20 protein-coding genes are annotated in these 22,755 nt (G+C 73.2%); 10 read left to right on the top strand and 10 right to left on the bottom strand.

The window, feature by feature from the left end; genetic code table 11:
* Positions 1-3: 3 nt before the first annotated feature.
* Positions 4-804 (top strand): SDR family NAD(P)-dependent oxidoreductase, encoded by an 801-nt coding sequence (locus ACWC24_RS21770; RefSeq protein ID WP_450664484.1) that lies wholly within the window; start codon positions 4-6, stop codon positions 802-804.
* A gap of 133 nt (positions 805-937) precedes the next feature.
* Complete coding sequence (locus ACWC24_RS21765) at positions 938-1,633, top strand: L,D-transpeptidase family protein (protein WP_450664483.1); 696 nt, start codon at positions 938-940, stop codon at positions 1,631-1,633.
* Between the two features lie 23 nt (positions 1,634-1,656).
* Here the strand turns inward: ACWC24_RS21765 and ACWC24_RS21760 are convergent, their stop codons facing one another.
* Positions 1,657-2,859, bottom strand: coding sequence for a Gfo/Idh/MocA family protein (locus ACWC24_RS21760; RefSeq protein WP_450664482.1), 1,203 nt, complete (start codon positions 2,857-2,859; stop codon positions 1,657-1,659).
* A 223-nt stretch (positions 2,860-3,082) separates the two neighbouring features.
* On the opposite strand from ACWC24_RS21760, the gene ACWC24_RS21755 reads away from it, so the two are divergent.
* A complete protein-coding gene (locus tag ACWC24_RS21755; RefSeq protein ID WP_450664511.1) occupies positions 3,083-3,274 on the top strand; it encodes a hypothetical protein in 192 nt (63 codons plus the stop codon).
* Between the two features lie 191 nt (positions 3,275-3,465).
* Here the strand turns inward: ACWC24_RS21755 and ACWC24_RS21750 are convergent, their stop codons facing one another.
* Positions 3,466-4,854, bottom strand: coding sequence for a S1 family peptidase (locus ACWC24_RS21750; protein WP_450664481.1), 1,389 nt, complete (start codon positions 4,852-4,854; stop codon positions 3,466-3,468).
* Positions 4,855-5,048: 194 nt separating this feature from the next.
* Here ACWC24_RS21750 and ACWC24_RS21745 point away from each other — a divergent pair, with 194 nt between their 5' ends.
* Complete coding sequence (locus ACWC24_RS21745) at positions 5,049-6,227, top strand: MalY/PatB family protein (RefSeq protein ID WP_450664480.1); 1,179 nt, start codon at positions 5,049-5,051, stop codon at positions 6,225-6,227.
* A gap of 386 nt (positions 6,228-6,613) precedes the next feature.
* Entirely contained in the window at positions 6,614-7,000 is a 387-nt protein-coding gene (locus tag ACWC24_RS21740) for a PPOX class F420-dependent oxidoreductase (protein WP_450664479.1), read from the top strand.
* A gap of 50 nt (positions 7,001-7,050) precedes the next feature.
* Here ACWC24_RS21740 and ACWC24_RS21735 read toward each other — a convergent pair whose 3' ends face one another.
* From ACWC24_RS21735 to ACWC24_RS21725, 3 genes are all read right to left on the bottom strand, one after another.
* Entirely contained in the window at positions 7,051-9,849 is a 2,799-nt protein-coding gene (locus ACWC24_RS21735; RefSeq protein ID WP_450664478.1) for a hypothetical protein, read from the bottom strand.
* A 161-nt stretch (positions 9,850-10,010) separates the two neighbouring features.
* Positions 10,011-10,424 (bottom strand): Zn-ribbon domain-containing OB-fold protein, encoded by a 414-nt coding sequence (locus ACWC24_RS21730; RefSeq protein ID WP_450664477.1) that lies wholly within the window; start codon positions 10,422-10,424, stop codon positions 10,011-10,013.
* A 151-nt stretch (positions 10,425-10,575) separates the two neighbouring features.
* Positions 10,576-11,253 (bottom strand): TetR family transcriptional regulator, encoded by a 678-nt coding sequence (locus tag ACWC24_RS21725; protein ID WP_450664510.1) that lies wholly within the window; start codon positions 11,251-11,253, stop codon positions 10,576-10,578.
* Positions 11,254-11,495: 242 nt separating this feature from the next.
* Here ACWC24_RS21725 and ACWC24_RS21720 point away from each other — a divergent pair, with 242 nt between their 5' ends.
* Positions 11,496-12,323 carry a hypothetical protein gene (locus tag ACWC24_RS21720; protein ID WP_450664476.1) on the top strand — a complete coding sequence of 276 codons (828 nt, stop codon included), beginning with the start codon at positions 11,496-11,498 and terminating at the stop codon, positions 12,321-12,323.
* A gap of 62 nt (positions 12,324-12,385) precedes the next feature.
* Entirely contained in the window at positions 12,386-13,069 is a 684-nt protein-coding gene (locus tag ACWC24_RS21715) for a peptidoglycan-binding domain-containing protein (protein ID WP_450664475.1), read from the top strand.
* Between the two features lie 249 nt (positions 13,070-13,318).
* On the opposite strand, the gene ACWC24_RS21710 is transcribed toward ACWC24_RS21715, so the two are convergent.
* Positions 13,319-13,705 (bottom strand): hypothetical protein, encoded by a 387-nt coding sequence (locus ACWC24_RS21710; RefSeq protein WP_450664474.1) that lies wholly within the window; start codon positions 13,703-13,705, stop codon positions 13,319-13,321.
* A gap of 311 nt (positions 13,706-14,016) precedes the next feature.
* Entirely contained in the window at positions 14,017-14,964 is a 948-nt protein-coding gene (locus ACWC24_RS21705) for a MurR/RpiR family transcriptional regulator (protein WP_450664473.1), read from the bottom strand.
* Between the two features lie 144 nt (positions 14,965-15,108).
* On the opposite strand from ACWC24_RS21705, the gene ACWC24_RS21700 reads away from it, so the two are divergent.
* On the top strand, positions 15,109-15,528 hold the full coding sequence (locus ACWC24_RS21700; RefSeq protein ID WP_450664472.1) for a DUF3662 domain-containing protein: 420 nt from the start codon (positions 15,109-15,111) through the stop codon (positions 15,526-15,528).
* On the opposite strand, the gene ACWC24_RS21695 is transcribed toward ACWC24_RS21700, so the two are convergent.
* Complete coding sequence (locus tag ACWC24_RS21695; protein WP_450664471.1) at positions 15,516-17,342, bottom strand: ArnT family glycosyltransferase; 1,827 nt, start codon at positions 17,340-17,342, stop codon at positions 15,516-15,518. The two genes, ACWC24_RS21700 and ACWC24_RS21695, sit on opposite strands and share 13 nt — an antisense overlap.
* A 338-nt stretch (positions 17,343-17,680) precedes the next feature.
* On the opposite strand from ACWC24_RS21695, the gene ACWC24_RS21690 reads away from it, so the two are divergent.
* Complete coding sequence (locus ACWC24_RS21690; RefSeq protein ID WP_450664509.1) at positions 17,681-19,513, top strand: hypothetical protein; 1,833 nt, start codon at positions 17,681-17,683, stop codon at positions 19,511-19,513.
* 117 nt (positions 19,514-19,630) lie between these two features.
* Here ACWC24_RS21690 and ACWC24_RS21685 read toward each other — a convergent pair whose 3' ends face one another.
* Both ACWC24_RS21685 and ACWC24_RS21680 read right to left on the bottom strand, forming a co-directional pair.
* Positions 19,631-20,350, bottom strand: a complete 720-nt coding sequence (locus ACWC24_RS21685; RefSeq protein ID WP_450664470.1) for a nucleoside/nucleotide kinase family protein — start codon at positions 20,348-20,350, stop codon at positions 19,631-19,633.
* Between the two features lie 58 nt (positions 20,351-20,408).
* Positions 20,409-21,047: a maleylpyruvate isomerase N-terminal domain-containing protein gene (locus ACWC24_RS21680; RefSeq protein ID WP_450664469.1), complete on the bottom strand. Its 639-nt coding sequence runs from the start codon at positions 21,045-21,047 to the stop codon at positions 20,409-20,411.
* 207 nt (positions 21,048-21,254) lie between these two features.
* Here ACWC24_RS21680 and ACWC24_RS21675 point away from each other — a divergent pair, with 207 nt between their 5' ends.
* Positions 21,255-22,679 (top strand): TerD family protein, encoded by a 1,425-nt coding sequence (locus ACWC24_RS21675; protein ID WP_450664468.1) that lies wholly within the window; start codon positions 21,255-21,257, stop codon positions 22,677-22,679.
* The last annotated feature ends 76 nt before the right edge of the window (positions 22,680-22,755 follow it).

The raw sequence follows: 22,755 nt of genomic DNA, 5'->3' as shown, positions 1-22,755 counted from the left end.
GCCATGACACACTCCGAGAGTTCACGGTTCCAGGGGTACGCCGTCCTCGTCACCGCAGCTGCCCGCGGCATCGGCGCCGCCACCGCCGGGCGGCTCGCCCGGGAGGGCGCGCGGGTCCTGGTGACCGACGTGGACCTGCCCGCGGCCGAGCGGACGGCGGCGGGACTGCGCGAACAGGGGCTCGGCGCCGAGGCGTTCGGCTGCGACGTCGCGGACCGCACCTCCGTGGAGCGCGCGGTCGGGTACGCCGTCGACACCTTCGGCGCACTCGACGTCCTGGTCAACAACGCCTACGGCTGCACCCCGGACGCGGCCCGCTTCGAGGACGAACCGGACGAGGTGTGGGCCCGCGACCTCGACCTCACCCTGACCGGCGCCTACCGCTGCTGCCGGGCGGCCCTGCCGCACCTCGAGGCGTCGGGGCGCGGCGCCGTCGTCAGCGTCGGCTCGGTCAACGGCCTCCAGGACTTCGGCAATCACGCCTACAGCGCAGCCAAGGCGGGCCTTGGATCGCTGACCCGCACGCTCGCCGGGCATGCCGCCGGTCGCGGGGTGCGGGTCAACATGGTCGTCCCCGGCACCGTACGCACCACCGCGTGGGAGGGGCAGGAGGACCGGCTGGAGGAGATCGGCGGGCTGTACCCGCTGGGCCGGGTCGGCGAACCCGAGGACATCGCCGCCGCCGTCGCCTTCCTCGCCTCCCGGGACGCGGCCTGGATCACCGGGACCGCCCTCACGGTCGACGGCGGCCTCACGGCGGTCAACACCGGCTTCCACGCGGCCAGGGGAAGCCGGGAAGCGTGAGCCGGCACCGGCGTGCGCCCGTCGGCGCCCGGCGTGTAACCGTTGTGTCCCGGCGCGGTCGGCCGTGCAACTTTCCTCTCGTACCGCCGGTCTAGGCAATTGAGATCGCAGGACGTACGAGAGGGAGTCCGCCATGGGGGACATGCACAGACGGGGCGCCGTCGCGCTGGGGATCACCGCACTGGTGGCCCCGCTCACACTCGCGGTCACCGCCGCGCCGGCCCAGGCCGCGAGCTGCACGACGACGGCCGGCCCGTACCAGAAGCAGGTGGAGAAGTTCCTCGGCCGTCCCGTGGACGGCAGGCAGTCCGCCGCCGACTGCAAGGCCATCCAGGCCTTCCAGACCAAGCACGGCATCACGCCGAACATCGGCTACGCAGGGTCGGTGACCTGGGGCGTGATGGACCTGATGAACAAGCAGAAGGCCGTCGGCAAGAAGCCCAACGCGGCCGGCAAGTGCCCGACGAACAAGGGCCGTATCGCCTGTGTGAACCTCACGCTCCAGCTCAGCTGGATCCAGGACGGTTCCAGGCTCGTCTACGGACCCGTCCCGGTGCGCACCGGACGCAACGGGTACGAGACCCGCACCGGCCTGAAGAAGATCTACTGGCGCGACATCGACCACGTCTCCAACATCTACAACGTGTCCATGCCGTACAGCCAGTTCTTCGACGGCGGCCAGGCCTTCCACTCGGTCGGCCTGAGCATGTGGAACCCGCCGGGCTCGCACGGCTGCGTCAACATGACGAAGACCGACGCCAAGAAGTACTGGTCGCTGCTGAAGACCGGCGACGACGTCTTCGTGTACGGCCGCAAGCCGGGCACCTGACGACACCCGGCCCGCCGGGCCGGTCACATCTCGGGCGCGTCCCCGAAGTCCGGGATGTCGAGGCGCGTCCCGCCCTGCCGCGCGGAGTCGTGCGCGATGATGCCCGGCAGGGTGTAGCGGGCCGCCACCCACGCGTTCACGGACGGCAGGGTGCGGCTCTCGACGGCGGTCACGAAGTCGTCCACCAGGAAGTGGTGGCTGCCCTCGTGGCCGTTGTGCAGGGTGTCGAACACCCGCGGCAGCCGGGAGCGGTCGTGCACCGGCGCCGAGCCCGAGGTGAAGGCGGCCCGCAGCTCCGGGGCGATGTGCTGGATCGACGGGTCGTCGGGGGCGAGGGTGGGCCTGGGCTCCAGCAGGTCGCTGATGTCCTGCACCCCCTTCTTGTCCTGCCACAGCGCGACCGTGGCCAGTTGTTCCATGCTGGCCTCCGTGCCGAAGAAGCGGAAGCGCGACTCCCTGATGTGCGAGGGGTAGCCGACCCGCCGGAACTCGTTGGTACGGAACGAGCCGCCGCCGGCCACGGCGAACAGCGCGGTGGCGTTGGAGAGGTCGTTGCCGAACTGGCTGATCTCCTTGTCGAACACACCGTCCTGGCGCTCGTCGGCCACCCCGATCGCGGACACGCTCACCGCGTGCGTCCGCCAGGCGCCGAGCACCCCGCCCACCGAGTGCGTCGGGTAGAGCAGCGGCGGATAGCTGGCGGTCGCCTTCCAGTTCTCGCCCCCGCTGTAGCGGTAGGCGTCGTAGAACCCCAGGTCCATGTCGTGGACGTAGTCGCCCTCGGCGTAGAAGAGCCGCCCGAAGGCGCCTTCGGCGATCCGGTTGCGGGCGTGCACGGTCGCCGGGTGGTACTGGCTGGTCTCGCCCATCATGTACGTCAGTCCGGTGGCGCGGACCGCGTCGACGATGGCCGCGATCTCCTCGACGGTGACCGCCATCGGGACCGCGGAGTACACGTGCTTGCCGGCCCGCAGTCCCTGGAGCACCAGCGGGCCGTGCGTCCAGCGCTGGGTGAAGACCGCGACCGCGTCGACGTCCGGCGACTCCAGCATGGCCTCGTACGAGGGGAAGGTGCCCGCGAGTCCCTGGGCGGCGGCGAGCCGCTCGGCCCGCTCGGGCAGCAGGTCGGTGACATGGACGTCGTCGATACCGGGGTGGGCCTGGAACAGCAGGGCGAACCGGCCGGAGAACTGGCCGGCGCCGACGATGCCGAGCGAGAACGTCATGGAGTGCGTGCCTTTCACTAGGACACTAGGAGAGGAACGTGTTCACCGCGGGAGCGGAACAATTATGACGTGATGCGGTGGTTTCCGGCGTGAATCGACATGCGGGCACACCCGCGCCACTGAACCCCGGTCCGGGTTCAGCCGGATGGACGTGATCAGCAACACTGTCGCGTATGTCCGATATATTCCCGATTACTCACATGGCCTTCACGCAGTGAGTCGTATGCTTCACGGCATGTCCACCAGTGTTGAACCCGTATCCGACCGATCGGCGGCGGAGGTCAACGAGGAGATCCGGGCCCTGTGGCTCCGGTCGGGCGGGACACTGAGCGGCGAGCAGCGCGAGGAGTACCAGCGGCTCGTCCTGGAGTGGGCCGCCGCGGTCCCGCAGTCGCAGTCGCAGCGGGCGGCCTGAGAGCCGTCCCGCCAGTCCCTCCGGGAACGGTGCGCGGCGACGACACCGCGGCATCGCCGGCGCCGCGAGCGCCCGGGTGCCTTGCTCCCACCGGTCTTCCGTCGGTCTCCCACCGGCTTCCGTACGCCACGGCATCGCACCGATGCCGTGGCCACAGCGTCACCCCGTCCCGCGTGTGCCGGGACGGGGCATCATCCCCAGGTCGCCGAGTAGTACCGCTGATAGGCCTTGCGGTCCTGCTCCGCGCGGATGTACCGGGTCGCGACCAGCGCGATCAGACTCACCGCGATCACCAACAGGCCGGGGCCGAGGTTGTCCGGGTCCGTGAACACCGACAGCAGCGTCGAGTCCGTCGTGCCGCCCGCCACCGGAGCCGTCGACCCCGGCGAGGCGGCACTGGGCGCGATCGCGCTGTGCGTGGCGGAACCGGACGGGGCCGAAGGGGCGGCCGACGAGGCCGCGCCGCCCTGACCGGCGGCCTGCTTCGACACGATCAGCTGCACCCCCAGCCCCGAGAGCGCCCTGGTCACCGGCTGGAAGAACGTGGTGCCGCCGGTCGTGCAGTCCCCGCTGCCGCCCGAGGTCACGCCGAGGGCGATCCCCTCGGAGAACAACGGCCCGCCGCTGTCGCCGGGTTCGGCGCACACGTTCGTCTCGATCAGGCCCGTGACCGTGCCCTCGGGGTAGTTGACCGTCGCGTTGAGCGAGGTCACCGTCCCGTCGTGCAGCCCGCTGGTGCTGCCGCTGCGGAACACCCGCTGCCCGACGGTCGGATCGGCCGCGCCCGTGATCCGCACCCCGTTGCCGTTGCCGATGGCCACGATGTCGGCGCCGCCGCCCGCCCGGCCGCTCGCGTACTGCACCAGCGAGAAGTCGGCCCCGGGGAACGAGCTGTTCACCGTCCTGCCGACCTGCTGGGTGGCCTGGTTGTCGGCGAACCACAGCGAACCGGTGGGCCCGCAGTGGCCGGCCGTGAGGATGAAGTCGCTCTGCCCGTTGGTCACGTTGAAGCCCGCCGAGCAGCGGCCCCCGGTCGACAGGATCGGCTGGGCGCCGTTGATCCGCGTGGTGAACGCGCCGGTGGTGCGCTCCATCCGCACGAAGCTGCCGATCTTGCCCGCCACCTGGGTCATCGCCGACCAGTCGGCCGCGGAGACCGTGTGGTCGGCCAGCACCACGACCTGGTTGGTGCGGGGGTCCACCGACCATGCCGTGCCGGCCACCCGGGGCGCCGAACGCAGCGCCGTCGTGGCCGACTTCAGCTCGTTCATGCTGTGCCCGACCATCTTGGCCTCGGCACCCGCCTTGCGGACCTCGGCCGCCGCGTCCTCGTCGGTGACCGCCACGACCGGCTTGCCGTCGGCGCCGATCCAACTGCCCGCCGTACGGGCGGTGCCCAGCCGCGACACGAGCTGCGAGCCGGTGTCCGCGACCGACTGCGCGGAGCTGCGCGGGACGGCGGTCGCGGCCGGCTTCTCGCTCGCCATGGCCTGCGTCACCATCACCCCTCCGAGGAGGAGTCCGCCGACGGCCGTCAGTTGTGTCGCCCGCCGGACGACCCGTCGTCGTGCGTGCCTCATGCATGGCTCCCGAACCCCGAACGCGCGGTGGTCACACCGCGGGGCCCTCCGGTCATCGAGCGCCCGGACTCCCATACGTACGCCGACCGGCGGGTGTTCACCGCGCGCAAGATCGGCGCCGAACGTCCGGGTGTTCCGGCCGTGTCCCGGACGCCTCGTTCCGGCGCACCGTCCGGCGGCCTATCTTGTGCCCCATGACACGCATCCCGCACGTCACGCCCGCCGAGCGGAACCCCCTGCGCGCACTCACCCTCGACCGCCTGCGACGTCGTACGAGCATGAAGTGGCGCACCTACCCGCAGGACGTGCTGCCCCTGTGGGTGGCCGAGATGGACGTACCGCTCGCCGAGCCGGTCGTGCGCGCCGTCACCGACGCGATGGAGCTCGGCGACACCGGCTACCCCGCGGGCACCGCCTACGCCGAGGCGCTCGCCGCCTTCGCCGCCGAGCGGTGGGGCTGGGACGGACTCGCGGTGCCGCGCACCGCGATCGTGCCGGACGTGATGCTGGGCGTGGTGGAGATGCTGCGGCTGGTGACCGGGCCGGGAGACGCCGTCGTCGTCAACCCGCCCGTCTATCCGCCGTTCTTCCAGTTCGTCGGCCACATGGACCGGCGGCTGTGCGAGGCGCCGCTCGGCCCGGACCTGAGGCTGGACCTCGGCGCGCTGGAGGAGGCCTTCCGGGGGGCCGTGGCCGGAGGGAGGCCCGCCGCCTATCTGCTGTGCAGCCCGCACAACCCGACCGGCACGGTGCACACCGCCGACGAGCTCACCGCGGTGGCCGCGCTCGCCGAGCGGTACGGGGTGCGCGTGGTCGCCGACGAGATCCACGCCCCGCTGGTCGTCGCGGGCGTGGACTTCGTGCCGTATCTGAGCGTGCCGGGCGGGGAGAACGGTCTGTCGCTGATGTCGGCCTCCAAGGGGTGGAACCTCGCCGGGCTCAAGGCCGCCCTGGCGGTGGCGGGCCCCGCGGCCGCGGCCGACCTGGCCCGGCTGCCCGAGGAGGTGAGCCACGGGCCGAGCCATGTCGGCGTCCTCGCCCACACCGCCGCCCTGCGCGAGGGCACCGCCTGGCTGGACGCCCTGCTGGCCGGGCTCGACGACAACCGGCGCCTGCTCGCCGGGCTCCTCGCCGAGCAGTTGCCCGCGATCGGGTACCGGCCGAGCGAGGCCACCTATCTCGCGTGGCTCGACTGCCGGGCGCTCGGCCTCGGGGACGATCCGGCGGAGGTCTTCCTGGAGCGCGGCCGGGTGGCCCTCAACCCGGGGACGGACTTCGGCACGGGCGGCACCGGGCACGTACGGCTGAACCTCGCGACCTCGCCCGAGGTGATCACGGAAGCCGTGCACAGGATGGCGAAGGCGGTGGCTTGAGGGGCGCGCCGCCGTGCCGCTGTGCCGCCGGACCGTCGTGCCGCTGGACGGCCGGTCCGCTGTGCCGGGCCGCCGCGCCGGGTCGTCGTGCCGGTCCGCCGCACCCCCGGTCCGCCGCGCCGCCGGACCGTCGTGCCGCTGGACGGCCGGTCCGCTGTGCCGGTCCGTCGTGCCGGACCCTGCACCCCCGGACCCTGCACCCCCGGACCCTGCACCCCCGGACCCCGCACCCCCGGTCCGCCGCGCCGCCGGACCGTCGTGCCGCTGGACGGCCGGTCCGCTGTGCCGGTCCGCCGTGCCGGGTCGTCGTGCCGGGTCGTCGTGCCGGACCCCGCATCCCCGGTCCGCCGCGCCGCCGGACCGGGCCGCTGCCTAGACTGCGCCGCATGGACGAGACGTCGGTGGCCCGGCTCGGTGCGGGCAAGTATCTGCTGATCACCAGTTACCGCAAGAACGGCACGGGTGTGCCGACCCCGGTGTGGGTGGTGCGGGACGGCGAGGCCCTCGGGGCCTGGACGGTCGCCGACTCCTGGAAGGTGAAGCGGATCCGGGCCCGCGGCGACGTCCTGGTCGGACCGTGCGACGTGCGGGGCAACCCGACCGGCGACCCGGTCCCGGCCACCGCCGAGATCTGCGACGCCGAGACCACCGCCCGCTACCGGGACCTGCTCGCCCGCAAGTACGGCATCCTCGGCCGGCTCACCCTCCTCGGCAGCCGCCTGCGGCGCGGGAAGGACGGCACGGTCGGGATCCGGATCACCTTCCCCGGCTGAGCCGGGAGCGGGCCGGCCGCACGACACGGCCGGCCCGCAGCGGATGCACGCTAGGGCGCGTCCAGCACCGTGCCGGTCAGCACCGGTCCGTCGCCCGGCTCGCCGGAGTCGTCGGCCCACTGGAACCGCACCGACTCCTCGGGCTCGGCCACCCGGTCGCGCACGGTGGGCAGGCTCAGGTCAGCCGAGGTCCGGCCCGCGGGGAAGGTCACCCAGAGGTACAGGTGGTCCACCGCGGACAGCGGGCGCTCCGGGTCGGCGGACGCGCCGGCCGTGTCCATGAGCCAGGCAGGGTCGACGTCCTTGGTGGACAGCTCGGCGCCGCCGGACACCGGCCGCACCACGAAGGTGGCGTACGTGTCCGTGTCGGCGGCCTCCGACAGGGACAGGCGCCAGCGCAGCGGATGCCCCTCGGTCACCCGGCCCGCGACCGCGGTGACCGACAGCTTCGGCATCGGGTCGTCGTTGCGCACCAGGATCCCGCCGTGGGGCGTGCCGACCACCGCGCCCCGGACGGCCTTCACGAACACGTCGTGCGGGACGTCGTAGGAGAAGCGCGTGTTGCCCTGCACCCGCACCCGTACGTCGATGTCGTGCCCGCCCGCCCGGACCGTCACCAGCCGGTCCTTCGCCTTCCCGGTGACGGGGTCGACGACGTAGACCCGCACCTGGCCGCTGCCGTGGCCCGACACCCGTACCGGCACCCGGTAGGTGCGGGTGCCGGAGTCGCCCTCCCGCACGGTGGTGGTGCCGAGGTCGACGCGCGGCAGCGCGGACGCGCGCACGGCCGGGGTGCCGGGCCGCCAGGCCCAGGCGTCCATCAGCCAGGCCCGGCCCGACCGGGTCCGCGGGGTGAGGTCGAGGGACTTCACCCGGCGCAGGTCGAGACCGGCGCGGGCGGCGGCCGTGAGCGGGACCCGTATCTCACGGGCCCAGTACGAGGAGGTCCGCTCCGTGCCCGGCAGACCGTCGACGCCGACCCGGCCGAGCACGGCCCGTCGGCCGGCGGTGTCGGTGACGGAGACGTCCAGCCGGGTGCCGTGGCTGCCGGGCGGCACGATCACGCGCAGCGTCAGCGCCTGCGCGCCGCTCAGCGAGACCGGTTTCGCGGGGCGCACCCGTACCGCGTGGCCGGCCGACGACCAGCGCAGGGCCACGGCCCTGCGGTCCTGCTCCCGGCCGACGTACCAGGGGACGAAGTGCGGCGAGGACCCCTTCGTGGCCGAGCCGAGACAGGCCGCGGCCGGGTCGGGGTCCACCGCCGAGCACAGCTTCGCGCCGGACACCGTCACCGGGCCGTCCGGCAGGAACCCGGCACCCCGGTTCCCGCCCACCGCGTGGGTCAGGACCCGGGCGGGATCCGCCGAAGGGGCCCGTCGGCCCGTGCCGTCGAGCAACTGACGCGCGCGGTCGTCGCCGGCGACGAACAGCCGGGCCGCGGTGGCGATGTAGGTGGCGCCCGCGCGGTGCTGCCGGTCGGCGGTCAGCCGGGTCCGGGCGTGCGTCGAGCACACCGGGTCCGGGTGCTCGGGGTCGTCCCAGAAGTCGTCCTCGGCGGGCGCCACGGCCTGCCCCGGGGTCCACTCGCTGTTGAAGAAGTTGTGGTCGGCGCCGACCACGTAGACGGCGCTGTGCAGCGCGGCGCCCCGGCCGACCCCGCGGGTGCCGTCGACGTACACCTCGCCCTGGAGGTCGGAGACGTCACCGTCGCAGCCCGGCAGGATCGTCGCCGAGGGCACGTCGGCCACCGGGTTGTGTCCGAAGACCGTCGGGCCGATCAGGACGGTGCCGCGGATGTGCCAGCGCACCGGTCCGCGATAGCCGTCCTGGGCGGCGGGCGGGGGATAAAGGCTGTCCATCGCGGCGCGGTTGACGCCTTCGCCGCCGCGCGAGTGCCCGACGAGCAGGACCCGGGACAGGTCGGCCCTCGGCGCCCGGCGCACCACCGCGGGAGCGCCGGCCGGGTGGGCGGCCCAGCCGGCCCAGCGGGCCAGATGCTGCCGGACCAGCGAGGAACGGGCCTGCGCGCCGCCGTCGTCGGCGGCGAAGTCCTGGCCGTTGACGCCGTTCGCGGACACCGACACCGTCACATAGCCCTGGGACGCGAGGAGTCGCTGGTCGCGCAGATAGCCGCGGTAGCTCGGGATCGGCTTCGCGCCGGCCCGACAGGGCCAGTCGCCGGTCACGTCGGCCCCGGCGTAGCAGGTGGCGTGGCGGCCGTGCAGGAACAGCGCCAGCGGACGCTTGCCCGTGGCGCCCCTCGGCGCCACCACCACGGCGCGCATCTCGACCGGCGCGGCGAACCCGGGCAGGCGCACCGGGGCGAGGTCGTACTCGCCGGTGAGCGTGCGGAACGGGCCCGGCCTGCCGGGGTCGACCGAGCCCGCGGGGAGCGGGGCGGGCGGCTGCGGGGCGGCGACGGACGGGGTCCCGCCCGGTCCGCCGCCAGGTGTGCCGGGTGCGGTGGAGGCGGCGGGCGCGCTGGGCTGGTCCAACCGGCGCCCTCCGGCCTGGACTCGAAGGTCTGTCAGATCTGCGGCGCGGGCATCGGCCAGCTCCAGCCGGAACGTTCTGCCGTCCCGGTCGGCCGACGGCACGCCGAGCAGCCCGCCCGCGGCGTGGAACTCCACGCGAGCGTCCCCCATGGGCACGGGCGCGGACGACCGCCAGACCAGGGCGCGTTCGGCACCCGCCCCGGTGAGCCGCCAGCCCGGTGGCAGCCCGTCGTCGGACACGGCGGCCGACGGCCGACTCCCGTGGGTCGGCCGGGCCTGCGCCAGTCCTGGTGATCCCGCCAGTGCCGCGAGCACCGCCACGGCGGCGACTGCGGTTCGCCGGGCACGGAACAATGTTCCCCTCCTCCGGTCTCGTGCGCGGGCGCCTCGTCCGTAACGGGCGCCTCTCGCCTACCGAAGGAGGGCAAAGGGAATCTGTGGGTTGCCTGTGTTGTGCGATCCGATGTGACAACGGAGCGGAAATCGGCCATTCATGACCGTTTCGTGGCGGCCCCTCAGTGCCAGGCCCGGAAGGGCTCGTCGACGAGCTGGAAGACGGGCTCGCCCCGGACCGGGTCCTTGGCCGTCGACAGCCGTACGCGGTCACCGCTGTGGATGCCGATGAGCGGTCCCATCACCCGGCCCCGGACGACGAAGCCCTCGGTCATCTCGATGAGCGACACATTGCGCGCGGCGGGGGTGTTGCGGTGCACCACCGTGGCGTGGCGCACGGTGCCCGTGCCCTCGCTGCGCTCGGTGCGCAGGTCGCCGCCCTGACACGCCGGACACAGCAGCCGGTGGTACATCGCGGTGCCGCACCAGGTGCAACGCTGGTAGAGGATCGTCTCGGTGTTCGCGGCCGCCGGTTCGAGCACGCCCGTGGCGGAGCCGGTTCCCTGCTGAACTGCGCTTCCTGAGTGGTGGTACACGCTGTCAACTCCCTGCGCCGGGCCGGAAACCGCGTGCCCGGAACGCCCGGGCACGCCTGTGCCCGGTCGGCCGTGCCACCGTGCACGGCCACAGCGTATGGCACTGAGTGTCACTCGTAAAGGCACTCGGTACCCCAAAATTGCGGGGGGATCAGTCGCGGGCCAGCGTCGTCTCGATCTCCTGCACCACGCGCCACAGGGGTGCTCCGCGCCGGGAGACGACCACGACGACGTCCTCCCGGTCCCCGGCCGGGTGCCCGGCGGCCGCCCCCGACGGCCGGGCGAAGGTCTCCTGGACATGGCCGAGCGCGTGGTCGACCGCGGCCCCGGCGTCGTCCTCGCCGTCCGAACGCAGCCAGGAGCGCAGCGCGTTGTTGTGCGCCGCGACCACGGCGGCCGCGATCACATCGGCCCGCAGGGTGCCGTCGGGGCGGCCGGCGAAGCGGGCGCGCAGGTACGCGGCGAGGGCGCGTTCGTAGCGCCACACCACCGACAGCTCGTACGCCCGCAGTCCCGGCACCTGCTTGGTGAGGCGGTAGCGCTGCACGGAGAACGCCGGGTTCTCGGCGTACATCCGCAGCACGAGCCGGGCCGCGTCGCAGACCCGCCGCACGGGTTCGTCCTCGTCGCCGCTCGCGGCCAGGAAGGCCGTCATGTCGGCCACGCAGCGCTCGTGGTCGGGGAAGACCACGTCCTCCTTGGAGGGGAAGTAGCGGAAGAACGACCGCCGGCCCACCCCGGCCAGCGCCACGATGTCGTCGACCGTCGTCTGTTCGTAGCCACGCTCCAGGAACAACTGGAAGGCCGCCGCGACCAGGGCGTCCCGCATGGGCGGCTTCGCGGCCGCCTCCTCCGTCTTGTTACTGGAGCTCATGGAGGGGAACGTAGCACCTGGTCCGCAGGATGGCACTCAGTTCCCTCCCGTGGGGGAACTGAGTGTCCCCCGTGAAGGCTCCGCGATGCCCGGCGTAACCTTCCTGCACCGCAGGACACCCGCTGCACTGCGGACACCCGCTGCGTCGCAGTACATCCGCTGCGTCGCAGTACACCCGCTTCCGAGGAGACCCCGGCATGCCCGCCGCCCGCCCCCGCGTCCTCTATGTCACCGATCTGGCGTACCCGGCCCGCGGGCGCCGCTACTGCGACGAGGACATCCTCCTCACCGCGCGGCTGCGCGCGGACTTCGACCTGGCCCTGTGCCATCCCCGGGACGCCGCCGCCCTGATGGACGCCTTCGACGCCGTCGTCGTCCGCAACAGCGGTCCCGTCCTCGCGTACCAGGAGCAGTACGACGCCTTCCGCGAGCAGGCGCTGCGCAGCGGCACCCGGGTCTACAACCCGCTCACCGGCAGTGCGGACATGGCCGGCAAGCAGTACCTCCTCGACCTGAGCGCCGAAGGGCTGCCCGTGATCCCCACCGTCGACCGTCCGGCCGACCTGGGACTGCTGCCCGAGGCCGAGCACTACATCGTCAAGCCCAAGCTCGGCGCCGACTCCATAGGTCTGCGCACGGTCACCGCCGACGAGCTGCCGGGCCTCGCCGACGGCACGGTCCTGGTCCAGCCGCGGATCGACTTCACGTACGAGGTCTCCTTCTACTTCGTCGACCACGACTTCCAGTACGCCCTCCACGCCCCGGACCCCGACCGGCGCTGGGAGCTCCGGCCGTACGAACCCACCGGTGAGGATCTGGAGTTCGCCCACCGCTTCATCGCCTGGAACACCCTCGACGCCGGTATCCAGCGGGTCGACGCCTGCCGTGCCCCCGACGGCCGCCTGCTGCTGGTCGAGCTGGAGGACCTCAACCCCTATCTCTCCCTCGACGCCCTCGACGAGAGCCGTCGGGACGCCTTCGTGGCCGCGACGGCGCGATCCCTGCGCCGCTTCCTCGCGGACTGAACCCGGGCACCGGCACGCCCGTATCACTCCCCGGGGATTCCGAGGTACCGAAGGAGAGCAGCGTGCCGACACCGCCCGAGCCCGGCGAGCCGTACGACCGCCCGGTCCTCGAACCGATCCGGGTCCTGCGCCCCCGTCGTACCGACGCGCTCGCGGACCTCTTCCGCGAGATGACGCAGGACGCCGCCTACGAGTCCGTGCCGGTGCGTGACGCCCCGGCCGAGGCGGAGACCCAGGAGCTGCCGCCCTTCCACGACCGGCCGGGACCGGGGACCGGTGGACTCCACGACCGGCCGGCACCGGGGAACGGCGGTCCCGGACGGCGCGGCGAAGGGTGGGGCGGCAGCCCGTGGCAGCGATGTGCCGCCGTCGCCCTGGGCGTCTGCGCGGCGGCCCTCGTCGGCTTCGCCGGCGCCCTCCTGCTGCCCCGCATGAACGACGCCTCCGCGGCCGCTCCCGCCCCGTCCGCCTCCGCTCCCGCTCCGACCACCGAGGCGACGACCGACCCCGACGGCGTCGGCACCCTGCGCGAGGGCGACTCCGGCCCCGAGGTGACCGACCTCCAGCAGCGCCTGCTGCGCATCCCGAACGTGTACGACCACGGAGCGACCGACGGCCGCTACGGCGCCGAACTCACCGAGGCGGTGGCCCGCTTCCAGGTCTGGTACGGCATCCGGGGCGACGAGTCCGGCGTCTACGGCGACGACACCCGCCGTGATCTGGAGGCGCGCACGAACGGCGGCTGACGGCCAATGAATCGAACGCCGGGTAATAGCTGAGGAAAGCGTCGTGATCGGGGGGTGGGGGCGGACTCACGATGATCTCGGGGGCCGACGCGACGGGGCGGCCGGCCCGCCTCGAACGAAGGCCGTTGCGATGACCGGCTCCCGCATTCCGGGCCTGCTGCTGCCCGCACTCTTCCTGCTGGCCCTCGTCGTGGGCGCGTTCTGGTACTGGAGGCACCGCGACGACGAGTGACCGCCCGGCCGGCGCGGTCAGCGGGCGGCGGCAGCGGCGTGCTCCGCGAGCGCCTCGGTGACCGCCCGGACGCTGCGCGCGATGTGCTGGAGCTGCATGAGCTCGGCCGCGTACAGCTTGATCGTGTGCTCGATGACCGACTCGGGCAGGCCCAGCCGCGGCAGATCGGCGCGCGCGGTCTGGAGCGCGGTGCGGGCGACCCGGATCTCCTGCTGGACCTGGATCGTCGCGTGCCGGGCCAGGAGCACGGGGTGGCGCAGCAGTACCGGGTAGCTCGCGTAGCGGGCCGGGACGAGCTCCCGCAGCCACTTGGCCGCCGAACGTTCCCAGTCGTAGCTGCCGGGCGTCTTGACCTGGCAGGGCCAGTCCGGGCTGATGCGCGTCGTCGTGAGAGTCATGATCATCGCTTCCGGGTGTGCGGCGTCGGGACGGGTGGTCCGACGAGGTGGGGCGGCCCCGGTCCAGGGGATGACCGGAGCCGCCACGGGCGCGCGCAGGCGACGCCCGACCGCGCCCCGGCGCCGACGTGGGTAGGGACGGCGGGCTCGGGGCGGGTGCGGCCGTGAGCAGTATTTATATATGCCGTCTGCTTTGCAAGGTGCATGAAAACATTCATGCGCGATCTGTTCTGAATGATCCGTGTGTGACGCCGTTTGGCCACGGCGGACACTTTGTCGTGTGACCACGGCGGACACCTCGTCGTGCGGGGCCGCCGTCACTCCCGCAGGAAGAACTGGTGCTGCTCGGAGATCTGTTCGTATTCCTCCAGCCGCGCCTGGGTCCGCTCGGGCCCGGCGTCCGTCATCGCCTGCAGCAGCGCGGCGGCCAGCACACCGGGCGCCGCGTAGGAGTCGAAGACCAGCCGGGAACCGGTGCCGGTGGCGAAGGTGACGTCGGCCTCATCGGCGAGAGCCCCCAGCGCCAGGTCGGTGATCAGCGCGACCCGCAGTCCGGCTCCGCGCGCGACCCGCAGCGCGGCGAGGGTCTCCTGCGCGTGCCGGGGCATGGAGAAGGCCAGCACCCAGGTGCCGCCCGCCGCCCGGGACTGCAGCAGCGCGTCGTAGGCGACACTGCCGCCCAGAGTCACCAGCCGCACGTCCGGATGGACGCGGCGCGCCGCGTACGCGAAGTACTCGGCCAGCGACACCGAGATGCGCAGCCCGAGCACCGTCAACGGCGACGACTCCGACAACGCGCGGCCGATCTCGATGACCCGGTCGGGATCCGCGAAGTCGCGCCGCAGGTTCTCCAGGTTCTCGATCTCGGCGTCCACCGCCGCCTGGAGCTCGTTGCCCCGGTTCACCTCGTCCGCCGCGGGACCCCCGGCCAGGGTGCCCAGGGCGATCGCCTGGAGCTTCTCCCGCAGCGCGGGGTAGCCGCTGAAGCCCACCGCGGCCGCGAACCGCGTCACCGAGGGCTGGCTCACGCCGACCCGGTCGGCGAGGTCGGTGATCGACAGGAAGGCGGCCTCGGTGATGTGCTCGATCAGGTACTGCGCGATACGACGTTGCCCGGGAGACAGATGAGGCCCGTCGAAGAGCGCCCTGAGCCGGGAGGTGGGGGAGACCTCCGCCTGCGGGTCGGTCTTCCCCGACGTGATCGCCGATGCCTGTGCGCGCGCCTGCTGCAACGAGGGGGCCGGCGCGTCTTCTTTGTCTCCCACGGAGAGCCAACATAGCTCACCCACCGCGGTGACCAGGGATTGTGGAGCAGGCTCCGGTGCTCCGGACACCGGTGGGGATATCCGGGCGCACCCCGGGCACCCGACGCCGAGGAACACCGACCCCGAGCAGGCAGGTGAACACACATGGGTGCGCTCAGCGCGTTGGAACTGACTCTGGAACACCACTGGGAGGCCCTGTGGGCCCGCGTCGTCGGCAAGGAGCCGGTCGAACTGCTCGCCGCGCTGCGCCGCGAGTGCGACGACCACGCCGTGGTGTGCAGCGAGCGCCTCGTCGTGGTCCCCAACGCCTACGACGTCGAGCTGGACGCCACCGTCCACGACGAACTGACGCGCCGGGACAGTGCCGTGGGCCAGGCCCTGACCGACAGCCTGGTCCGGCACGCGGATCGCGAGGGCTACGCGTGGGCGGGACCGCTCACGGTCCGTGTCGTGCGGTCCGCGGACGTCCCCAACGGCCGCTACCGGGTGGCGAGTCGGGTGATGCCCCACGTCAGCGCGGAGGAGTTCGCCGAAGCCGCGTCCCGGCGCGGTCAACGCCGGTAGATCGTGATCGAGTGTCCGACCTCGTCGATCTCGCGGCTGCCGTGGATCAGTGCGGCCAGCCGCCCCGTCGCCTTGGCCACGGCCGAGTCGGACACGACCAGCAGCCCGCGCACCTCGGCGGCGGGCCGCTTGCGCGGATCGGCCGCGCGGATGCCGTAGTACGACGGCACCCCACTGCCCTTGTACACCAGCCAGACCCGCTTGCCCCGGTAGCGGTCGCGCAACCGGTCGGCCAGCGCGCCCAGGTCCTGGCCCCAGTCCACGTTGGAGTCGTGCAGCCGCAGATGGGTCCTGGCGGGCCCGCCGAACGCCTCGTTGGAGTACGGCAGATAGTACGGGTACGTGCGCATCGAGCTGACCGCCACGAACAGCACCAGTGCCCACGTCGCCACCGGCGTCCACCGTCGGCGTACCGCCAGGGCGCAGCCCGCCGCCACCGCCAGGAACACCGGCACGAACAGCGCGTAGCGGGTGCCGAAGTCCCGCGACCCCAGCATGGCCGCCGCGAGCAGCACGGCCGTCGGCGCGAGCAGATAGGACGCGGCGGGCCGCAGCCGTCGTACCGTCACCAGCGCGAGCGCGCCGGCCGCCCACAGGGCCAGCATGCCCAGCGGCGTCTTCACCAGCAGCGCGGCGGGCAGGTAGTACCAGAGCGGGCCGGAGTACAGCCGCCCGAACAGGAAGCCCTGCCAGGGGGCGTTCTGGAAGGCGAACTGGATGCGCATGCCGTCCCGGTAGGCGTCCGGGAAGGGCATCAGACGTACCAGGAGGCCGTGCAGGCCGTGCGTGGCGGGGATGTGCTGCTCGGGCGTCCACCGCAGCCGGGGATCGACCGCCAGATACGCCGCCCACACGACGGCGACGGCGGTCAGCGCCACCACGGCGGCGCCCGCGACGGCGCCCAGGAGCGCGCCACGCCGGTCCGCGCCGATCCGTGACAGCATGCCGAGTCGACGCGCGCCGATCCGCGACAGCGTGCCACGCCGGGCCGGGGGAGCGGCGGGGGCCGGGGGAGCGGCGGGGGCCGCGGGCGGCACGTCCCCCCGGCGGCCGTGCCACACCCACACGGACCCGGCGGCCAGGGCCATCAGCACCGGAACCGCGGGCAGCGCGGACATCTTCGTGGCCAGCGCGGCGCCGAGCGCCACCCCGGAGAGCGGCAGCCAGAGCCGGGGACGCCGACGGGCCCGCCACACCAGCCAGACCGAGGTGACCAGGAACCCGGTCACCGGGAGATCGAGCGTGGCGAGCGACCCTTGCGCGATCACATCGGGGGAGAAGGCGTACAGCGCGAGCGCCGCGACCGCGCCCCGCGCACCGGCCAGGTCCCGGGCGAAACCGAACACGACCAGGCCGAACAGCAGGGTCAGCGTGATCACCGGCAGCCTGGCCCACAGCATCAGCCGCCAGGGGTCGTTCCCGGACCCGTACAGCAGATGGCGCCCGACCTGGACCTGGTCACCGGTGAAGGCCAGGTCGACATGCGGATCGGCCAGCGCCACCCCGACCGCGACGATCAGCTTGCCCAGCGGCGGGTGCTCGGGGTTGTAGCGCAGCCGGTGCTCGTGCAGGGAGACCGCGGCCGTGCCGACGTACACCGGTTCGTCGATGGTCGGGGTCTGCCGTAAGGCCGTGGTCACCATCGCCACGGCCATCTGGGCCAGCAGCACGACCACGACCAGCGGCAGCACCCGGCGCCGGTGCCGCCGCAGCCACCGCCGGGGCCGCCCCGCCGCTCCCACCGGCCCGGCGGCCGCCGGACCGGCCGGTTTCTCACGGCCGAGCACGACCGTCGTCACTTCGCTCGCCATCATCCGCCCCGGCGTCCGCCCCGCGTGGGCCGGTGGGAGCGCTCCTGAGCCGCCTCATGGACGTACTCTGCCTCAGCTCCCGCCCCGCGGGACGGCACCGCTTCAGGAGTCGTACCGGCAGACCTTCCGCCGTGTGGACAGGTACGGCCCGCGGCGGGCCGGGGTTCAGCCCCCGTGCGCGGACCGCCCGCGCGGCGCCCGCGGGCCGGTTCCGCACACCGTGCCACGCGATGTTCGCCCGGTGGACGCCCGCGGTCCCGCCCGCGCTCACCTGCTTCCTCTCTTCCCCGAAGAAGCTGGCCGGGAGCACGGCGACCGCCGCATCGAAGGGCCGAGCATCCATGCGCCTTCCCTACCAGCGCGGCCCGTTGCACGACCTGCCCGACAGCCCGCAGGCGTACGACGCCGTCCTCGCCGACGTCACCGAGCAGGCCCTGGCCCGGCTGACCCCGTACGGCAGCCTCGAACACCCCGCAGGCGGCGACGACATCGGCGACACCTCGCTCGGCGTCACCTCGCTGCTGGCGCTCGCCTGGCAGCGCTCCCGGGACCCGCGCCTGCCCACGGCGGTCGCCCGCAGCATCGCCTTCCACCTCCGTGAGCGCGTCCACCGCGAGGACAACCCCGGCTACCCCAACCTCCGGCGGCGCGACGCGCAACTGCCGTACGCCCGCTATGTCCTGGAGACCGGCGCGCACCCGATCGGCGACTGGCCGAGCACGGTGTGGGCGCTGCTCCAGGCGGTGAACGTGCTGGACGCGGCGGACGGACTGGTCGCCGACGCACAGCGCGCGCAACTGCTCGACACCGCGCACGGCTACTGGCGCTGGCTCACCGAGGCGACCTTCTTCAACCCGCAGGAGGCGGGCAACCAGGCCATCGGCTGTGTCGTGGGCGGGCTGATGCTGGCCCGCCATCTCCCGCCGGAACAAGGGGAGTCGGTGCGCTCACGCGCGCTCACGCTGTACGCCGAGGAGATCCGCGCCCACCGCGTCCGCGACCGGGGCGCGCTGCTGCCCCCCGAGCACCGCGGGGCGTACGACAACAACTACGGCCCGATCTCCCTCTCCTTCCTCGCCCAGGCCCACCGGGTCAGCGGCGAGGCGATGTTCGCCGAGGACGGGGACGTGCTGGCCCGCTACCTCGACGCCCGGCTGACCAACGGCGGCTTCGACATCGGCGGCCCCCGCTACAGCGAACAGCACTCCGGCTTCGAATCGGTCCTCGGGCTGCGCTACTTCGGCCGGCGCATCGGCTCGGACCTGGGCCGGTACCGGGGCGACAGCCGCTGGGGCCGTCATGCGACCAGGGCCGACGGCGGTCTCGACGGCCACTTCGCGTTCATGCTGGTCTGGCAGATCCAGGACCCCACGCGCTGGCACCGCGCACCCGCCGCCTCGACCGCGCGGCACCAACTGCGCGCGGGCACCGTATCGGTGGCCTTCGACGACCGGATGACCCCGACACTCGTCGAGGCGGCCGGCACGTACCTCCTCGCCGCCGCCGTGAACCGTCAGCACGGCTTCGGACCGGTGCTCGACGGCTTCCTGATGTGCCGTCCGACGGGCGAGGTCCGGGTCCGGGACGTGCGCGCGGACGGCCTGACGGCCAAACTGGTCACCAAACCGGTCGTCGGCCGCGACCACGCCCTGCGCCATGTGCGGTCCCTGTACGTCACCGTCGGCACGAGCCTGTGGACGACGGTCGTCGTGCAGAGGCTGGACGGCACGCCGTACCTGCTGGCCGGACTGCCCTACGCCGCCGACGACGGCGACCGGGTACGCAGGACCGCGCACGCACACGTGACGGGCGCGGGCCCGCTGCGGCTCACCCACCCCCGCTCCACCGGCGTCGACCACTTCGACGCCCGCGCCGAGACGACGCAGGAGCAGGCCGCCTTCGCCCTGGCCGCCGACCCGCGGGTGTACGGCAACCCCGACGAGGGCTGGCGGCACCTGGTGTCCTCCAGCGCGCTGGAGGCGGACCCGGCACCCGGCGCCCCGGAACACCTGCACGTGTTCGCCGTGCGCCACGGCCCCGAGGGCGGCCCGTTCGTCCCCGTCCTCGAGGACGGCGGGACGGGCCTGACGGTCCGCACGGAGGCCTTCACCGCACTGATCGGGCAGTCGGCGGGCGACGCGTCGGGGGAACCGGAACTGACCCTGCACGCGTGAGCGACGGCCGTCCCGCCCCCCGGAAGCTCGCCGGGGCCGCCGCGCACCCGTGTCGGGACCCTCCCGCGACCACCCCGTACCCGGGTCAGGGACCTCCCGCCATCACTTGGCCCGGGGTCAGGCGTCCGCCGCGGCCCGCGGCACGGCCGTCTCCGGCACCACCAGATCAGCCCGCTCCCGGGTGCCCGCGACCAGGTCGGCGTTGCGCTGGTCCGTGCCCAGCACCCACGCCACGGCTTCCTCGTGCCCCTTGCCGAACTCCTCGTGCCGGGCCACCAGTCGCCGGATCCGCTCCTCCTCGTCCACCTCGCAGAACCACACCTCGTCCAGCTGCGGCCGCACCCGAGCCCACGCACCCGTCTCCAGCAGCAGGTAGTTCCCCTCCGTCACGACCAGCCGCGCCGCCGACGGCACCGGGACCGCCCCCGCGAGCGGCTGTTCCAGTACCCGTTCGAACCCGGGCGCGTACACGATGTCGTCCCCGTCCGACTCCTCCCGCAACCGCCGCAGCAGCGCCGCGTAACCGGCGGCGTCGAAGGTGTCCGGCGCGCCCTTGCGGTCGCGGCGGCCGAGCCGGTCCAGCTCCACGTCGGCGAGATGGAAGCCGTCCATCGGGACGTGCGCGACCCAGGCGGGCCCGTCCCCGTTCAGCTCCCGGACCAGCCAGGCTGCGAGGGTGCTCTTGCCCGCTCCCGGGCTCCCGGCGACCCCGAGGATCGCCCGCCGCCCCGGCCGCACGAGCGCGGCGGCCCGCCGCAGCAGGTCGGCGGAGCTCAGGCGCGATGCGCCCGTCCCCGAAGACGGATCGGACTCGGCGGGTGGTGCGTCATGGGACATGAGCCGATCATCCAGCCGATCAGCCGCCCTGGCCAGGGAACGGGACGACCGAGCGGCCTCAGAGCGCGTTGATCGCCGAAGGTGCGCGTTCCGCGCGGGTCAGGGCGCGCAGCAGTGCCGTCCGGCCGTGCCGACGGGTGGCTAGTCTGGCCAGCAGGGCCAGCACGGGTTCGAACGCGGCGGCCGGGATCTCCGGTGCGGGGATGCCCACGCTGACCGCCAGATCGTCCATGTGCACGGCGAGTTCCGTCATGCGCGTCACCAGGAAGTCGTCGAGGCTCAGGGCCCATCCCGTCTGGGGCAGGAAGACGGCCCGGTCGCCCCGGACCCCCGGCAGGGCGTACCGCTGTCCGGCGAGTTCCGCGCGGGCCCGGTCGAGCAGCGCTCGGGGACCCCCGGACGCGATCTCCTCCCCCTTCGCCCGGATACCGGTGTTCACCTCGCCGTCGAGCGGCGCGTCGATCCACGCGGCGCGCGCATAGTGCTCGAGAAGGGGGATCGGTGGCGTCCGTCCCGACGCGGATTCCCGCAGGGCCGGGGTCACGCTGAAGATCTGGTACGCGAGATGACCGGCCAGGGCGGCGACGGTCATCTCCGCCAGCGCGCTCGGTTTCTCCCAGGAAGCGGCGACCTCCGGCGCGCTCAGCAACGTCACCGTCTGGGCCGCGGCACCCAGATACGCGTCTGCGAGACCCATCACGCCCCCTGTGACCGGCTGTCCCCGGCAGCGGTCGGCGACCGGGCGGCACACCTGATGATAGGTGCGGGAACTCCGTCCGGGGCGGGATGCGGAACTTCCGGGTGCAGCGCGGTCGCGACCGGCGGGACGAGGAGGGGCTCGGCCCCGCGGCCGTGATGTGACAAGGTGTGACGAAGTCGACGGGGAGACCACGGGGAGGACGGCATGCCCGAGCTTCGCAAAGGTGAGAACACGGCGGTGGGCTCCGGGTGCGTCACCGTCGAACTGCGCACGGTGGGTGGTGACGCGGTCGACCTCAGTGCCCTGCTGGTCTCCGCGGACGGGAAGGTCAGGTCCGACGACGACCTGGTCTTCTACAACCAGCCCTCCGCCGAGTCCGGAGCCGTCCGGCACCTGGCCGCCGACACCGAGGGGCGCGAGCGGATCGCCGTGGATCCGGCCGCGCTTCCCGCGGACGTGGACCGGGTCGTCCTGGTGGGCAGCTGCGACCCCGACGACACGACCCGCACCTTCAGTGACGTCAAGGACGTGCTGGTACGTGCCGAGCAGGACGGCGCCGAACCGGTGCGGTTCCGTCCGCCCGCCCTCGTGGACGGCGAGCGTGCCGTGCTGCTGCTGGAGCTCTACCGCCGAGGCCCGGTCTGGAAGCTGCGCGCCATCGGGCAGGGCTACGCCGACGGACTGGCCGGTCTCGCCACCGACTTCGGCATCCGGGTCGAGGAGCCGCAGCAGGCCTCGGCCGTCGAGGGCCGCGACACCGATCACGACACCGACCGCGACACCGATCACGACACCGACCGAGACACCGACCGCGACGGTTCCCCGCTCGACACCCCGACGGCGGTGGTGCAGCCGGAGCCCGGCCCGCCGCCCGTCGGTGCCGCGGGTCCGACGAGCCTGCGCAAGCCCCCGCTGGGCAGGGTCAGCCTCGACAAGGGCGGCCGGATCTCGATCGGGCTGGACAGGACGGACCACGAGTCGGTGGTCACCGCCTCCCTGGAGTGGGACGGCGGCAGCGACCGGCGCCGCAGGATGGGCGCCGACCTCGACCTCTACGCCCTGTTCGTGCCCGCCTCGAAGGCCGTGCGCGGGCAGACGCCACCCGGCACCCTCGTCAAGGCCGGTCATGTGGCGCGGGGCGAGCCGCTGCGGCCCGGGACCCGGACCCGCACCCGGACCGCCTCGGACACGGCGAAGAAGGGCAAGGGCGCCGATGTCGTCTACTACAAGCACCTCGGGTCGGTGGAGAGCCCGCCCTACATCCGACTCGACGGCGACGCACGTGTTCCGGGCCGTGAGTCGATCCGTATCGTCCGCCCGGACGAGCAGGGGTACGTCCTGCTGTGCGCCTACTCGGCCGTCAGCAACGGCTACGGCTCCTTCCGCGGTTTCGGCGCGCAGGTGGTCGTCGACGACGGGCGCGGTTCCACCGTCACCGTCCCGCTCTTCGAGAACACCAGGACCCGCTACTGGGTCGCCATCGCCCTGGTCGACTTCACCGGTGCCGACGATGCGGCGATCCACCACATCGAGGCCTACAGCGGCCGGATGACGGAACGCCGTCCGGTCCTCCACCCGGACGGCACCATCACGATGAACGCGGGACCGGTGGAGTTCAAGCGGGGCTGACCGCCGACCCACGGCCCGGGCCGCCGAGTTCGCGAGATGTGGCGCGCGCCACCCCGTGGACGGCGTCCGGCGGGGA

The sequence above is a fragment of the Streptomyces sp. NPDC001443 genome (assembly GCF_053597355.1).
This window is presented reverse-complemented; position numbering and strand designations above follow the sequence as displayed.